General features: G+C 67.9%; 13 protein-coding genes and 1 tRNA gene. 7 read left to right on the forward strand and 7 right to left on the reverse strand.

The genetic code is table 11. The features are described 5' to 3' along the window. Positions 1–122: 122 nt before the first annotated feature. Positions 123–530 carry a hypothetical protein gene (locus VPH47_RS01030; protein WP_368849930.1) on the forward strand — a complete coding sequence of 136 codons (408 nt, stop codon included), beginning with the start codon at positions 123–125 and terminating at the stop codon, positions 528–530. Between the two features lie 43 nt (positions 531–573). Here the strand turns inward: VPH47_RS01030 and VPH47_RS01035 are convergent, their stop codons facing one another. The 3 genes from VPH47_RS01035 to VPH47_RS01045 all read right to left on the reverse strand — a co-directional run bounded on the left by VPH47_RS01035 (position 574) and on the right by VPH47_RS01045 (position 3,814). After that, positions 574–2,451 (reverse strand): aspartyl protease family protein, encoded by a 1,878-nt coding sequence (locus VPH47_RS01035; protein WP_368849931.1) that lies wholly within the window; start codon positions 2,449–2,451, stop codon positions 574–576. A gap of 82 nt (positions 2,452–2,533) precedes the next feature. Further along, positions 2,534–3,664: a helix-turn-helix transcriptional regulator gene (locus VPH47_RS01040; RefSeq protein WP_368849932.1), complete on the reverse strand. Its 1,131-nt coding sequence runs from the start codon at positions 3,662–3,664 to the stop codon at positions 2,534–2,536. A gap of 73 nt (positions 3,665–3,737) precedes the next feature. Continuing rightward, positions 3,738–3,814, reverse strand: a tRNA-Arg gene (locus VPH47_RS01045). Positions 3,815–3,963: 149 nt separating this feature from the next. On the opposite strand from VPH47_RS01045, the gene ubiA reads away from it, so the two are divergent. The 3 genes from ubiA (at position 3,964) to VPH47_RS01060 (ending at position 6,906) form a co-directional block, all read left to right on the forward strand. Continuing rightward, positions 3,964–4,857 carry a 4-hydroxybenzoate octaprenyltransferase gene (gene ubiA / locus VPH47_RS01050; protein ID WP_005411493.1) on the forward strand — a complete coding sequence of 298 codons (894 nt, stop codon included), beginning with the start codon at positions 3,964–3,966 and terminating at the stop codon, positions 4,855–4,857. Positions 4,858–5,043: 186 nt separating this feature from the next. Continuing rightward, the gene (locus tag VPH47_RS01055; RefSeq protein ID WP_180854520.1) at positions 5,044–6,468 is read left to right on the forward strand and encodes a short-chain fatty acid transporter; all 1,425 of its coding nucleotides are present in this window, start codon (positions 5,044–5,046) and stop codon (positions 6,466–6,468) included. A 273-nt stretch (positions 6,469–6,741) separates the two neighbouring features. Further along, on the forward strand, positions 6,742–6,906 hold the full coding sequence (locus VPH47_RS01060; protein WP_180848063.1) for a hypothetical protein: 165 nt from the start codon (positions 6,742–6,744) through the stop codon (positions 6,904–6,906). Between the two features lie 54 nt (positions 6,907–6,960). Here VPH47_RS01060 and VPH47_RS01065 read toward each other — a convergent pair whose 3' ends face one another. Then, a complete protein-coding gene (locus VPH47_RS01065; protein WP_368849933.1) occupies positions 6,961–7,587 on the reverse strand; it encodes a YiiX/YebB-like N1pC/P60 family cysteine hydrolase in 627 nt (208 codons plus the stop codon). Positions 7,588–7,669: 82 nt separating this feature from the next. On the opposite strand from VPH47_RS01065, the gene VPH47_RS01070 reads away from it, so the two are divergent. The 3 genes from VPH47_RS01070 (at position 7,670) to VPH47_RS01080 (ending at position 11,503) form a co-directional block, all read left to right on the forward strand. Next, the gene (locus VPH47_RS01070) at positions 7,670–8,182 is read left to right on the forward strand and encodes a hypothetical protein (RefSeq protein ID WP_164161947.1); all 513 of its coding nucleotides are present in this window, start codon (positions 7,670–7,672) and stop codon (positions 8,180–8,182) included. A 73-nt stretch (positions 8,183–8,255) separates the two neighbouring features. Further along, positions 8,256–10,094, forward strand: a complete 1,839-nt coding sequence (locus VPH47_RS01075; protein WP_368849934.1) for a M3 family metallopeptidase — start codon at positions 8,256–8,258, stop codon at positions 10,092–10,094. A gap of 14 nt (positions 10,095–10,108) precedes the next feature. Continuing rightward, on the forward strand, positions 10,109–11,503 hold the full coding sequence (locus VPH47_RS01080) for a YgcG family protein (RefSeq protein ID WP_368849935.1): 1,395 nt from the start codon (positions 10,109–10,111) through the stop codon (positions 11,501–11,503). Between the two features lie 3 nt (positions 11,504–11,506). Here VPH47_RS01080 and VPH47_RS01085 read toward each other — a convergent pair whose 3' ends face one another. Genes VPH47_RS01085 through VPH47_RS01095 form a run of 3 tightly spaced genes read right to left on the reverse strand, consistent with a single transcriptional unit; the run spans position 11,507 to position 14,153 of the window. Next, positions 11,507–12,178, reverse strand: coding sequence for a VOC family protein (locus tag VPH47_RS01085; RefSeq protein WP_368849936.1), 672 nt, complete (start codon positions 12,176–12,178; stop codon positions 11,507–11,509). Between the two features lie 54 nt (positions 12,179–12,232). After that, complete coding sequence (locus VPH47_RS01090) at positions 12,233–13,312, reverse strand: alpha/beta hydrolase family protein (RefSeq protein ID WP_368849937.1); 1,080 nt, start codon at positions 13,310–13,312, stop codon at positions 12,233–12,235. 13 nt (positions 13,313–13,325) lie between these two features. Next, positions 13,326–14,153 carry a helix-turn-helix domain-containing protein gene (locus VPH47_RS01095; protein WP_368849938.1) on the reverse strand — a complete coding sequence of 276 codons (828 nt, stop codon included), beginning with the start codon at positions 14,151–14,153 and terminating at the stop codon, positions 13,326–13,328. Positions 14,154–14,180: the final 27 nt, after the last annotated feature.

Consider the following 14,180-nt stretch of genomic DNA (forward strand, 5'->3'; position numbering starts at 1 on the left):
TTTTGAACACAGCGCCGGGCACTGCCCGGCGTTGCTGTATGTGGGGCCCCCCCTGCCACGCCCATGCTAGGCTCGGATACGTACCTGGCAGATGACGCCAATCGGTGGAGAGGAGCTTCCGGATGCGCGTGCTGACCTTCACCTGTCCACTGTGCGGCGCTGCCGGGCAGCGATTCCCGCTGCTTTCCGCATCGAGACGGCAGGCGAAGACGGCATGCAGGGGATGTGGCGTGGTGCTGCGCTCGGATCCCCGTTTGGGCCTGCATACGCTCTACCTGCTGTATACGCAGATCGTCGTGCTGCTCGCTGCATTGCCCATGATCTGGGCCTATGCCTCGGGTCGATGGTTCTGGTTGGCTGCGATCTGGGCCGTGGTGTTGGTGTTGTCCTGGTTCCCCGGCGTGATCAGGCACGCACGAAGTCCGATCGTGCGCGCCTGCCGGGATCCCGATTACAGCTACGCGCGCGGGCCTTGCGCACCATCCACCGGCGGCACCGCAGAACCGGCGCCGCGCAGCCGCATTCCATGATGGCTATCGATGGATGTCCTACGGTATTCGCGTCGGTCCCAGCTCAATCGGCAGGCCAACCTGCTGCCACCCGGTCCGCCAGCACCAGTTCGGTATCCATCTGCCGGCCATCGCGTAGATAGCGGATGCCAACGCGCGTTCCCACCGGACGCTCGCGCAGCAGCGCACGCCAGTCCCCCAGTATCCGTGCGGCAATCGGCTCTCCCGCAATCATGACGATGCAGTCATCCCTGCGCAGGCCGGCGCGTGCACCGGCGCTGGTCGGCGCTACATCGGTTACGCGCAGTGCACCGTCCTCGGCCTGCAGCCACAGTCCGCTGCGGTCGAAGGCATCGGACTGCGTGCTTTCAGTGTTGGGCACCAGATAAAGGCGCTTGGTGCCGTAGTCGATGCCCATGGAGAAGCGCCGCAGCACGCCGCCGCCCAGGATCGCGCCATAGTCGGCCAGGGCCAGCGCGCCCTTGTCGGTGCTGGACAGATCACCCACCAGGCCGGTGACCTTGATGTCGCCCATGCGCAGCACACCGAGCCGGGCCGGTCGCGCGCGGCCTGGGCCACCGAGGCCCCATCCAAGCACGGCCTCCTCGCTGGCGTGGTACTTCTCCAACAAACGATGGGTGCGCACGAACGGGCTGCTCAGGCTCAGCGAGTTGCGTGAGCCGGTGTCCAGCCACAAGCGCAGTGGAATGCCGTCCAACTCGCCATTCAGTACCGGCGCGCGGTCGTCCTGTTCGAACGGCAGCACCACCGCGTTGGCGGGCGGCTGGTAGTGGCCCGGCCGGGTGAAGCTGAGCACGCGCGCGCCATAGTCGAAGGTGGTGACGAAGCGCAGGAAGGTCTCGTAGCCGATGAAGCCATCATGCGGCACGCCCATCGAGTTGATCTGCTGGCCGAGGTCGATGATGTGGAACACCGGGTTTGCAAGGTGCGCGCCACCGATGCGCAGGTGGCGGGCCTGTGTCAGGCCCAGGTCGCTGGCGTTGTCACCGGCACCATGCACGCTCAGGCGGCCTGTGGTGGTCAGCCCCAGGCGCTTGGCGCCGGTGGGCGTCAGCAGGTTGATGGCGCCGGTATCCACCAGGAATCGCGCCGGCTGGCCGTCCACTTCGGCTTCGATGTAGACATGGTTGTTGACCAGGTCGAACGGAATGCGGGTGGTGCCGCTGGCATCTTCGATGTAGCTGTCGTGGGCCATCACCGGCGGCGCATACACGGTGTCCGCTACCGGCCCATCCACCTGGTAGCGCTGCACCTGCACGTCGCTGCGCAGGCGCGGGTCGGCACGGCCCTGGGAATCGAGCGTATCGGTGACGATGCGATGGGGCAGCAGCAGGCCATCGACCGCCCGGTAGTCTTCCAGCGTGGTGGCGGTGGGTGTGCGCGCGGAGGCGATGATCACCCGGCCGAGCTGGCCGCTGCGGGTGTCGAACCAGAGCTCGATCGGGTCCGCGCCCTCCGGCGTCGTCGACAGCACGTCAAAGCGCTGCCCGTCGTGGACCTCGGTGCGTGGGCCCGCGAAGCGGGAGGCAGGATAGGCGCTGGACCAATAGGCGCGGGTGGCCAGCCACGCCTGCGTGCGCGCGGTGCGGCGTGGCACGGTGCCGTCCAGCAGGCCGACCTCACCGCCGTAGTCACGCCGCCAGGACCGCTGGCCGTCGAAACCCTGGGCAACAGTGAAGGCCCCCAGCTGCGCCTGTTCGGCATAGCGACCGGCGCGCAGGTCCTGGTTGAGCTGCCAGCGGCCCTGAAAGCCACCGACCGACTGCTCGCCTTCAGCCTGCAGGCGCTGTACCGACAGCCACGGCTCGCCGCCACTGGCTGCACGGGCCCGGGCCAGCACACCCGCCGCATCCCCCACCGCAGCCTGCACGGGAACCGCCAGCATCCACAGCAGGCCGAACATCATCCGTTGCCATCGCATCGCATCACCTTCTTCGTCGGGTCGAGCGCTGATGGCAACGCAGCGGCGGGCGCTGTTCGACCGGGCGTGAAGGATTGGACGTTCAGCCGGACGTGGTGCAGCTGCGGCGGTATTCGCTGGGGGTCTGCCCGGTGGCGCGCTTGAACGCGCTGTTGAACGTGGACTTGCTGCCGAAGCCGGCGGCAAGGCCGATGTCCAGCACGCTGCGTGGGTCAGCCGGGTCGGAGAGGCAGGATTTCGCCGCCGTGATGCGGAAACCGGTCACGAACTCGGAGAAGCTCTGGCCCAGGCCCTGGTTGAGCGCCTGCGAGACCTGGTTCGGTGACCAGCCGCTATGCTGGCTCAAGCCCTGGAGATCGAGTCCGGGGGCTTCATGCAGGCGTTGGTCCTGCATCAATGCGGTCAGCGCGCTGGCGATGGCCGCGCATTGCGCCGCGTCGATGCCCGAGCGCTGGTAGCGTGCGACGGCGACGTCCTCGGTGGGCGCGGGGACAAGGTTCCCCATGTCCGGTACTGCGGCGCTCACAGACGCGCGCAGCTGCTGCCGCACCACACGGCAGGCCAGCAGATACATGCCGGCGGTGGTCAGCAGACTGAGCCCGATGCTGGCCAGCAGCGGAGCGGTATCCGGCGGCCACCGGTTCATCGTGCTGGCAAGCCAGCACCCCGCCATCACGATCGCCAGCCCGCGCAGCCCGCTGTGCTGGATGGCGGCTCCGCGCGGGGCCGACGACGTACGCAGCGAGAGCCACAGCGTGGCCAGCAGGTAGGGTGCACCCTGCAGCAGCCAGCCATGGAAGCTGAGCTGGAACAGCGCATTGCCCAGTGGCGAGGCCTTGAAAGGCGCGACTGCGTTCAGCAGGGAAATGACGAACGCGAGAACGGCCGGCAGCAGATGCGCGAGCGGCAACGGCGACGTATGCTCCCGCGCGGGCGCCAGCAGTGCACGTGCATGGCCGTACAGCAACGGGCCCAGCAGATAGACCAGCGGCACCTCGATGACCCGCAGCCAGCGCACCGCGTCGGCCGACAGCCACGCCTGGCCACCCAACAGCACCAGCCCGAACAGATTGGCGGCGGCGAAACAGGCGAAGAAGGTGGTGAGCAGATGACTGCCACGCCGAGCGCGGCCGAAGCTCACTCCGGTGGACAAGGCGGCCAGGCCCAGAATCGCAGCGCCTGCCGCCAGCTGCAGCAGATCCGGTGGCGTCATGCGCGCAGTGTTGATGATGCGCGCGGCAACGTCCAGCGCGGATAGCAGCGTGCAGGCAACAAGCGGGGGGAGATGGCGCGCCCGGAGGGATTCGAACCCCCGACCAATGGCTTCGGAAGCCACTACTCTATCCGGCTGAGCTACGGGCGCGTTGTAGAACCGCCGCGCCGTCGGCCGGTGCCGGGGCGGGCATCGCAGCGCCATGAAGCGGTGCGGGACCGGCATTCTATCCAGTTTCGCCGAACAAATCTCCCCCCACGGGCAAAGCCCTGCCAGAGGGGCAGGAGTATCCTATCGCCATGGCTGATACCCCCCTCACTTCGCCGCAGTCGCCGGCGACGCCGCGTTGGCGGCATTACTGGAGTCTGATGCGCGCTGATCGCCCGATCGGCACGTTGCTGCTGCTGTGGCCCACCTGGTGGGCGTTGTGGCTGGCCGCGGGCGGCCTGCCGCCGCTGTGGACGCTGTTCGTGTTCACCGCCGGCGTGTGGCTGACCCGTTCGGCCGGTTGCGTCATCAACGACTACGCCGACCGCTGGCTCGACCCGCATGTGGAGCGTACCAAGGCGCGTCCGCTGGCCACCGGTGCGATCAGTGGCCGCGCTGCGCTGGCGTTGTTCGCGGTGTTGATGCTGGTGGCATTCGGCCTGGTGCTGACCCTGAACGGGCTGACCATCGGCCTCAGCTTCATCGGCGTGTTCCTGGCCGCCAGCTACCCGTACCTGAAGCGCTACACCCATCTGCCGCAGGTCTACCTGGGCATGTCGTTCGGCTGGGGCATCCCGATGGCGTTCGCCGCCGTGCAGGGCGAGGTGCCGATGCTGGGCTGGCTGCTGTATGCCGGCAACATCCTGTGGTCCACCGCCTACGACACCTGGTACGCCATGGTCGACCGCGAGGACGACCTGAAGATGGGCTCGCACTCCACCGCGATCCTGTTCGGCGACCTTGATCTGGTCATCCAGGGCGTGTTGTATGCACTGTTCCTGGCCACCATGGCGCTGGTAGGCGTACGCGGCGGGCTGGGTGGGTACTACCTGGCCGGCGTGGCCGTGGCCACTGCGCTGGTGGTGTACGAATTCTGGATCTGCCGCAACCGCGAACGCGGCCCGTGCTTCAAGGCGTTCCTGCACAACAACTGGGTGGGCGCCGCGCTGTTTGCCGGCATTGCCGTGGACCTGGCGCTGCGTTGAGCCCAGGGTCGGATCCCTTTTCCTGTGGGAAAGGGCTCTGACCCTTCTGCCGCGCCGATACCCGGCTCGGGGTCAGAGCCCTCTCCTGTGGAGAGGGATCCGACCCCGCCACCTACGACCAATAGGTGGCAGACAGCCCGCACCCCACCGCCCAGAATCGGTCCATCGAACCTGGGAGGGTAGGCGATGGCCTCGACGGCAGCAGTACAGGACGGCTGGATGGCGCGCGCTGCGCTGCGCTCGGCCGCCTGGGCGGAAAAGTGGTTCCCCGATGCGTACGTGTTCGCGGTGCTGGGCGTGGTCATCGTCGCGCTGGCCGCGATGGGCTTCGGCTCGACCCCGCAGGCTACCGCCAGCGCCTTCGGTGACGGCTTCTGGAGCCTGATTCCCTTCACCATGCAGATGGCCTTCGTGGTCATCGGCGGCTACGCCGTGGCCACCGCGCCGGTGGTCGCACGCTTCATCGACTTCCTCGCCCGGGTGCCGCGCACTGGCCGTGGTGCGGTAGTGTACGTGGGCCTGGTCAGCATGCTGGCCTCGCTGCTCAGCTGGGGTTTCTCGCTGGTGTTCGGCGGACTGCTGGTGCGCGCGCTGGCCCGCCGTACCGAACTGCGCATGGACTACCGCGCGGCCGGTGCTTCGGCGTATCTCGGCCTCGGTGCGGTGTGGGCGATGGGGCTGAGTTCCTCGGCCGCACAGCTGCAGGCCAACCCGGCCAGCATGCCGCCGGGACTGGTCGAGATCACCGGCGTATTGCCGTTCACCGAAACCATCTTCCTGTGGCAGTCGATCGCGCTGACCTCGGTGCTGATCCTGGTCTCGCTGCTGATTGCCTGGTTGACCGCACCCGCCGCCGCCAGCGCCCGCACCGCCGAGGAGTTCCCCGGCGCTGCGCAGGCCGAGCCGGAGCCGCTGCAGCGACGCACGCGCCCGGGCGAATGGCTGGAGTACAGCCCGCTGCTGACCGTGCTGCTCTCGCTGCTGGCGTTCGGCTGGCTGTTCAACGAGTTCGCCAACAAGCCGGTGATCACCGCCATCGCCAACCTCAATACCTACAACTTCCTATTCATTTCGCTGGGCCTGCTGTTGCACTGGCGGCCGCGCAGTTTCCTCAACGCGGTGGCCAAGGCGGTACCGAGCACCACCGGCGTACTGATCCAGTTCCCGCTGTACGGTGGCATCGCGATGATCCTCACCCACGCTGCCGGCGGCGATGGGCAGACGTTGGCGCACCGGTTGTCGAGCCTGTTCGTGCACGTGGCCAGCACCGATTCGTTTGCGCTGGTGATGGGCGTCTACTCGGCGGTGCTGGGCTTCTTCGTGCCGTCCGGTGGTGGCAAGTGGATCATCGAGGCGCCGTACGTGATGCAGGCCGCCAATGAACTGAAAGCGCACCTGGGCTGGGCGGTGCAGGTCTACAACGCGGCCGAAGCGCTGCCGAACCTGATCAACCCGTTCTGGATGCTGCCGCTGCTGGGCGTGCTGGGCCTGAAGGCACGCGACATCGTCGGCTTCACCTTCATCCAGTTGCTGGTGCACATTCCGCTGGTGCTGGGCCTGCTGTGGCTGCTGGGCATGACCCTGGCGTATGTGCCACCGGTGATGCCCTGAATGCAAGGCTGGCGTCCGTGCCCGAACAGGACGCCAGCCTCGTTCAGCGCGTGTTTCCAGCGGAGCACGCCATGAATGCGCGGACCCGCGCCGCCTGCATGAGCACATGCCGAACCTGCATGAATCCTTCAGCGGCTTGTGCTGCAAGGGGCTCTGCGCGTTCATTCACAGGCGTACACACAGGTGTAGCCGCCCGCCAACGCGCGATTAACTCTTCGCTGCAGACGATGGCCCCGTCCACCGCATTCCGCGCGTGGCTTTCGGAGAACGGACATGGCACAGCAGAACCAGAACCCGAACCAGAAGCAGCAAGGCCAGCAGAACCAGCAGGATCAGCAGCAGGGGCGTCGTGACCAACAGCAACAGCAGCAACAACAGCAGGATCAGCAGCGCAAAGAGCGCAACCAGCAGCAGGGCGGCCACGACGAAGAAGAATGACCGCGCCGCGCATGCGGAGTGACCGGTGAAGCCCCGCCTTGCGCGGGGCTTCGCTTATTCCAGCACCCCGATGCGCTGCAGGACCGGTGCCGCCGACATGTCGTTCGGATTGGTGCCAGGCTGATCCTGCGGCACGTCCATGCCCATGCCGCGGTACAGATCAATCCAGTGCTGGGCGATCTGCCCGGTCTGCGGATTGCGGAAGTTCATCGGCTGCAACGCGAATACATGGTGCGCACGAAACGCACGTTCGATGAAGTCGGAACAGTAGTAGCTGTCCTCGTTCAACACATACGACGTGTTGTACGGCTTGTCCAGCATCGTGCGCGCGGTGGCGATCGCATCCCTGATCGCCGCCTGCTGCGGCGCGCGCAGGCGATAGACCACGATCTGCCGCTGCTTGGCGCGCGCCTCCTGGCGGAATTCGACCAGCGATTGCCGGCGCGATCCTTTCTCGTCTGCATGCAATACCTCCCAGCCCTTCGGCGCGGAAGCGACCAGCGCGACGTGATCGAAGCTGGGTGCGCCCTGCTTGCCGGTGGCATCGTCGATGGCCGCACTGAGACCGCTGCGGCCGGCGGTGACGAACAGCAGGTCGCCCTCGTGGACATCGACGGCCCTCGCCACCGCCGGCCACAGGGCGGGCAGCAGCAGGCCGATCAGGAGCAGGAGGCGATGCATGAGGACTCTCGGACAGGCGGAATGCCGGAATTGTAGGGTGCGCGGTAGCATGGAGCGACCGGGCCGGATTCAGGATGAGCCCATGCGTCGTTACCGTTCTGCCGCACTGCTGACGCTTGCCTGCGGCGTGGTGCTGGTTGCCTGCACGCCAGCGCCGCAGGCACCGCAGACCGCGGCCGAAACCGTGCCTGCCGCAGCTGTACCGGCGACCGCCGCTATCGAGCCCACGGCTGTGGCTGCACGCAGTGAGTGCCCCTACCCGGACTTCGATGCGTTCCTGAAGCATTTCGGCAACGAGATCGCGTTGCAGGAAAAGGCCACCGCCGATCCGCTGCTGGACAGCTACATCGATGCCGAGGCCGAGCCGGAACCGCGCAAGGTGGAAAGCCGGCTGGCGCTGGCCGATGTCGAGTGGCCGGTGATGCCTGATCCCGCCGCACTGGCCGGGCAGGGCCGCGAAATGCAGGTCAGCCCTCTGGCCGATGGACAGCGGCAGGTGCAGATCCGTACGCCGGACAGCAGCGACCAGCAGACCTACACCTTCGCGCAGGCGCCCTGCTGGACGCTGGTCAAGCGTGAGGATGAGTCGATCTGATGGCTGATCCGGCACAGGCGCGGCGGGCCAGCGGCTGCTAGGCTCGATCCCTGGTCCAGGCAGGGAGACGCCGATGCAGGCTTTCAGGAAGCGCACCACCACCGCCGCCATTGCCGCCGTATTGGCGATAGCCCCCTTCAGCGGCGCGCAAGCACAGTCGGTGCATGCCGATGACCGCACCTACTTCGCCAGCGCCGCGTCCGAACAGACCGCGCGCGACGCGCTGGGCAAGCGCGTCGAGGCCCTGCAACAGGCGTCCACCCTCGCACCGGCGGAACGCTTCCAGCAGGCCGAGGCACTGGAGGCGCAGTGCCTGCGGCATCTCGCCTACCTGCACCTGCAGTCCGCCCGCAACGCGCGCGATCTTCGCCCGGCACAGGCGATGGAGCAGGCAGCGGGGCTGTGCAGCCGCATCGCTCGCAGTGGTCGCGCCGCACTGCGCGAGGCGCCCGCAGATGCGGCGTGGGCAGCACCGTATGGCTTCCTGCGCGCACGGGCGCTGAAGGAGGCTGCCACCCCGGCCAACGCCGCGTTGGATGAGGCCGTGGAGGCACTGGCCGATCCAGCGCTGGACAGCTTCGCGCGCCTGCGCGGGCAGATCCTGCGCAGCGCCGAGTACCCGCAGATCGAGCACGGCGGTCGGCACTGGGACACGGGGCGCGACAAGCAGGTGCTGGCCCAGCAGCCCGACCGCGCCCTGCGCGAGGCCGGCTGGAAGGGCTACTGGCAGGGGCTGCACTCGCGCCGTGAGCCGATGGCCTCGGTGCTGCTGGGGCTGGTGCAGGTGAATGACGCCGCCGCACGCCTGCAGGGTGACGGCTCGGCGCCGGCATATGGCTACCAGCGCATGGGCCTGGATACTGCCGCAGTGGATGCAACGCTGGTGGCGATCGAACAGCACGCCGGGGATCGCCGCGCCTATCAGGACATGCTGCTGCGCCACGCTGCGCGATCCGGCATCGACGCGCCGCAGCTCTGGGATACCACGCTGCCCGATGCGGGATACACGCCACCGGTGCTGACGCTGGCGCAGCTGCGCGACAACGCCGCCGATGCCATGCAGCACCTGGGGCCGGCGTACGTCGCGGAACTGCGCGCGCTGCTCGATCCGGCCAACCGGCGCATGGATCTGGCCACCGAACGTGGTGACCGCAGCCAGGACGCGTTCCCGGTGAGCGCTCCCGGTGTGCCGGCAATGCTGTTCGTTGGCGTGCGCCGTGGTGATCTGGAAAGCGACGTCGAGATCGCCCATGAAGCCGGTCATGCCGTGCACGGCGAGTGGATGCAGCGCGGTCATGCGTCGCCGCTGCAGCGCAATGGCAGCCAGTGGTTGACCGAGGCATTCGCGATCTACAACGAGCTGCGCTTCCGCGACCAGCTGTACCAGCAGGCAGAGGATCCGCGCGCCAAAGCCTATTACCTGAAATCGCTGCTGGACGACATGGTGCTGCAGCTGTTCACCTCTTCCGAGGAAGCGCAGCTGGAGCAGTCGATCTATCGGGGCGTGGCCGCGGGCACCTTGGGCACCGCCGATGATCTGGATGCGCTGACCGGCCAGGTGCTGGCGCGCTTCGGCCAGCAGCCGGAGCGCTATCCGCAGCTGCGCAACAGCTGGATCGCCAAGCGCCTGATGTATGAAGACCCGAACTATCTGGTGAACTACCTGTATGCGGGGCTGTTGGCCGTGCAGCTGTACGTGCAGGACCAGCGCGACCCCGAAGGGTTCCGTGAGCGCTATCTTGCCGTGCTTGGCGAGGGCTTCGACCGCGCGCCGAGCGAGCAGGTGGCGCAACTGCTGGGGCACGCGCCTGACTGGGCGGCCCTGGTGGATGCCGATCTGCAGGTGTTCAACCAGACGGCGGCACAGCTGCAGGCACTGCATGCGCGGATCGAGGCAGGGCAGGGTACGTGAACCCGGCGCGCCCCATGCAGCAGGCGATCGCCACCGTGTGGCTGCTGTTGCTGCTGTGCCTGCTGCCGATGGCAGCGACGGCGGTCACCCCGATACCTGCGCTGGACGATCCGGTGGTGGATGCCGCCAACGCGCTGTCCGCCGACACCCGCGCCACGTTGCGCACGCAGGCGCTGCAGCTGCAGGCGCGGAAAGGAGCGCAGCTGCAGGTGCTGATGGTGCCCAGTGTTGGCAGCGAGGGCATCGAGGCCTACGCACAGCGGGTGTTCGATCAGTGGCAGCTGGGCCGGATCGGTGTCGATGACGGTGTGCTGCTGTTGGTGGCGGTGCAGGACCGCCGCGTGCGCATCCAGACCGGCTATGGCCTGGAAGGTGCGCTGCCCGACGCGTACGCCGCTCGCATCATCGATAACGCGATCGTGCCGCGCTTCCGTGAGGGCGATGTCGACCAGGGCGTGCTCGATGGCACGAAGATCATGGTGGCGCTGATCGATGGCGAGGACCTGCCGGCATGGGAAGAACCGACGGCCAGCAACGTGCTGCCCGCAGACTGGCGCCGCGCCGATTCGGTGGTGGCATTGACCCTGCTGGCCGGTTTCCTGGCCGGGCTGTGGCGCTCGCCGCCGCCCTTCCCACCGGCGAAGACCGAGGCCGATTTCAGCGGCAGCCGTCGCGAGCGCCGACGCAAGGCGCTGGCCGCCAATGCATCGGCACCAAAACCAACCTGGCCGACCTTGCCGGCCTGGGGCCGCCCGATGCTGGTGACCGCTGTTGTGGGTGCGGGCGTGCTCTGCGTGGCGCTGCTGCTGCCACGCCATGTGCTGCCGGGCCTGTGCTTCGTGCTGGCGCTGGGCGTGCCGGTGGCGGCCCTGCTGGGCTGGTGCTGGCGCCGCAGCCGAGGTGTGCGCATCGTGCTGTGCGGCATGCTGGTGCTCAGCGTGGTCTTCCTTGCGCAGGCGCTGCTTCGTGGCCAGCTGCCACCGAGCCTGGCCCGGCACCTGCTGCTGCAGGCCGCCGCGGGCGTTCTCACCCTGATGGTGTTCCTGCTGGTGCAGGCTTGCCGCACGCGCTGGAAGAAAAACCGCAGCAGCTTCGCCGTGCGCATGGCGGCGCTGGTCCTGCTCACCCTGGGCTACGGTGTGGGCGCGTTGCTGGCCATCCATCGTGCCGAAGGTGACGATCCACGATTGCTGGCGATGATCGTGTCCGGGGTGTGCGGCGTACTGTTGTACTTCGTGTGGTTGTTCACCATGCTGCCGGGCGAGCGCGCACGTGGCCGGGCTTCTTCATCCCGCGAACGCACGTCGTCCCGTTCGCCGTCCTCGTCGAGTTCGTCGTCGAGCAGTTCCAGCAGCTGGTCTGGAGGCGGCGGCCGCAGCGGTGGCGGCGGCGCATCGGGCAGCTGGTAGTTCTCAGGCCGCCTGCACCCGCCATCCGAGCGCGGCGTCCTCCACAACGCCCGGGCCGGCCACATCGCCGACCTGCAGCTGCAGGCCGCGCGCATTCGGCAGGTCCTTCTGCTCGGGGAACCAGCGACGATCCGCCGCAACCACGATCAGCAGGCCCTCGTCGTTGCCCATCGGTGCGAACTGCGGCGAGGCCGTACTGATCGGCTGCAGGCCAAAGTTCCGGTTGGACTGCGCGCGCACGGCGTCGACATCGTGGCTGGGCAGGCCGACTTCGCTCAGGCAGGTCAGTTCGCTGCCGTGGAACGCGCCTTCGCGCGTGCTGGCCGGCAAACGGCGGCGGCCGATCAGTTCCAGGATCAGGCCGTCAGGGCCAGTGAAGTACACCGACTGCGACTGCCAGCTGCTCTCCAGCGCGAAGTAGTCCAGTCCCGCCGGATTGCGTTGCAGCGGCGTGCGCTCACGCAACCAGGTCATCGCCTCGCTGAAGCGGTTGTCCGGTACGTTGAAGGCCAGGTGCACGCCACCGACCGGATGATCACCCGCCGGCTGCAGTTCGATCGTGCTCCAGCCGATGTGCACATGATTGCCGACCACGCGCTGCTGCAGCACATCGTGGAAATACGCGGCGACGGTGGTGACGTCGGACACCGGCAGGGTGAGGTGAAGCAGGCGCATGGCCGATCCTCCTTGGATGCGCCCACTGTAGCGCCGGGCCGCGCTCGGCGGCCACTACCGCAGTGCTCCGGCGAAGAATCGCACCGCGGCATCCACTGCCTGCGCGTGGGTGCCCGTCTTCGGAACTGAACTGCTGCAGAGCTCGGGCAGCCTCTGCACACCGACCGCTGTACAGCCCGCCAGGAAGTCGTAGTGACCGACATCCGGCAGACGCTGCAGCGCAGCGCCCGGAATCAGTGCCTGTGCAGCCTCGCCATTGCTCTGCGGTGGCGCAACCGTGTCAGCCTCGCCGAGCATGATCGACACTGGCTGCCTCAGCGAGGACAGCTGCTCGGGCGCGAACGCCTGCACGATCGCGGGCGCCAGCAGGAATACCGCGCGCACGCCAGGGATCGCGCGCGAGTCGTCGGCGTGGGAGATCCAGGAGGACAGCGCGGGTGAGCCCGCAGCGGCAACACGCGCCTCCATCGTGTGCGTGGCGGTTTCCTGTTGTGGCCGGCAGACGCCGTCATCCGGGTGCGCGCGGCAGAAGGCCAACAGCCGCTGCAGGTCGGGGCGTGCACCGGCGGCCAGCAGCGCGGTGTAGCCTCCGGCCGAGAACCCGGCCACACCCAGTCGTTCAGGATCGACATGCGCACCCAGCAGCGGATCGGCCTGTACTGCAGCGAGTGCCGCGCGCAGGTCATCCGCACGCAACCAGCTCAGTACGCTGCCGGGCAGGGTCATCTCGTCCACGCCGTTGTTGCCGGGATGATCGACCGCGATCACCAGATACCCGGCGCGCGCCAATGCCGTGCCCAGCCAGCCCATCATGCGCGCGCTGCCGCCGTTGCCGTGGGAGAGCAGCAGGGTCGGCAGGCGCTTGCCCGCGATCGGCGCATCCATGGCTGAGCGGCCGACGTCGAACAGCGGTGCATCGGGCGGACCGATGGTCAGGGCGGCTTCCGTGCTGCCAGCGGGCGCCGGATACCAGACCGTGTAGCGCAGGGCGTCGCGGTGCTGCGCATCGCGCACCGCGGCGCTGGCCACTGTGGTGGTGCCGTGGCGTTCGCCTGCCATCCTGGTCCCGGCGGCGTTTGCGGCCCCCACGGAGGCCATCAGCATCAGTCCCAGCACAGTGGCTGTCATGCGCATCGTCGATTCCTTGTCAGCGTGGGCGCTCGTCCACCGGCAGCCAGATCTCCACGCCGCCGTTGCCGGTATGCTCATCGAAGCGGGAGTCGTAGCGTTCCAGGTCCGGTGCATCGGCCAGGCTGAGCCCGGAGCCGGGAAGGTAGTGGTCCAGCAGCCAGAACCAGGTCGAGCGGATGGTCGAGATATGCCGACCGTGCCATGCCACCAGGTAGCGACGTGCCGGTACGTCGATCCGCTGCCAATGCGCGGGCACGGTGGACAGCGCGCTGAGCGGCAGCGCGGCGATGTAGTCGAAGCCGCCGTCGTCATCGCTGTTGCAGCACACGCCGAAGCTGATCGGCGCCGGCGCCAGCCATTCCCGGTTGAGCTGTGCCCACTGCCTGGGAATCGCACCGCCGCTGTCGCGGGTATGCCGCATGCCGATACCCGCGACCTGGAAGGCAGGGGTATCGAGCAGGCGCGGCGCTTCACCGCAGGCAGCCGGCGCATCGTCCACGCGGATCGCCTGCACCAGTGCCAGTCCATCGGTACCTTGTTCGCGTACCCGTTCCGGGGTCTGCCCGAACTGCTCGCTGAAGGCGCGGGTGAACGCGGCATGGGTGGTGTAGCCCGCGCCCAGTGCCACCTGCAGGATGTCGCCCGCCCCGTTGGCCAGCCGCTGCGCGGCAGCGGTCAGGCGCCGTCCCCGCAGATAACGCACCACCGACGTGCCGGTACGGGCCTGGAACAGGCGTGACAGATGGAACGGCGAAAGCCCCGCTGCGGCTGCAATATCGGCCAGTGCCAATGGCCGGTCCGCATGGGTTTCGATGTACCACAACGCCTTGCCTGCCGCGCTCATCCTGCCGTTCCCCGAATCCAATGCCGG

It is taken from the genome of Stenotrophomonas sp. WED208, assembly GCF_040984485.1.
Classification (GTDB): Bacteria; Pseudomonadota; Gammaproteobacteria; order Xanthomonadales; family Xanthomonadaceae; genus Stenotrophomonas; species Stenotrophomonas riyadhensis.

Excerpts from the sequence above, each read along its gene's own strand:
- VPH47_RS01060 (WP_180848063.1), top strand. The coding sequence starts at position 6,742 with ATGGCACAGCAGAACCAGAACCCGAACCAGAAGCAGCAAGGCCAGCAG.
- VPH47_RS01035 (WP_368849931.1), bottom strand. The coding sequence starts at position 2,451 with ATGCGATGGCAACGGATGATGTTCGGCCTGCTGTGGATGCTGGCGGTT.
- VPH47_RS01080 (WP_368849935.1), top strand. The coding sequence starts at position 10,109 with ATGCAGCAGGCGATCGCCACCGTGTGGCTGCTGTTGCTGCTGTGCCTG.
- ubiA (WP_005411493.1), top strand. The coding sequence starts at position 3,964 with ATGGCTGATACCCCCCTCACTTCGCCGCAGTCGCCGGCGACGCCGCGT.
- VPH47_RS01095 (WP_368849938.1), bottom strand. The coding sequence starts at position 14,153 with ATGAGCGCGGCAGGCAAGGCGTTGTGGTACATCGAAACCCATGCGGAC.
- VPH47_RS01085 (WP_368849936.1), bottom strand. The coding sequence starts at position 12,178 with ATGCGCCTGCTTCACCTCACCCTGCCGGTGTCCGACGTCACCACCGTC.
- VPH47_RS01090 (WP_368849937.1), bottom strand. The coding sequence starts at position 13,312 with ATGCGCATGACAGCCACTGTGCTGGGACTGATGCTGATGGCCTCCGTG.
- VPH47_RS01040 (WP_368849932.1), bottom strand. The coding sequence starts at position 3,664 with ATGACGCCACCGGATCTGCTGCAGCTGGCGGCAGGCGCTGCGATTCTG.
- VPH47_RS01030 (WP_368849930.1), top strand. The coding sequence starts at position 123 with ATGCGCGTGCTGACCTTCACCTGTCCACTGTGCGGCGCTGCCGGGCAG.
- VPH47_RS01055 (WP_180854520.1), top strand. The coding sequence starts at position 5,044 with ATGGCCTCGACGGCAGCAGTACAGGACGGCTGGATGGCGCGCGCTGCG.
- VPH47_RS01070 (WP_164161947.1), top strand. The coding sequence starts at position 7,670 with ATGCGTCGTTACCGTTCTGCCGCACTGCTGACGCTTGCCTGCGGCGTG.
- VPH47_RS01065 (WP_368849933.1), bottom strand. The coding sequence starts at position 7,587 with ATGCATCGCCTCCTGCTCCTGATCGGCCTGCTGCTGCCCGCCCTGTGG.
- VPH47_RS01075 (WP_368849934.1), top strand. The coding sequence starts at position 8,256 with ATGCAGGCTTTCAGGAAGCGCACCACCACCGCCGCCATTGCCGCCGTA.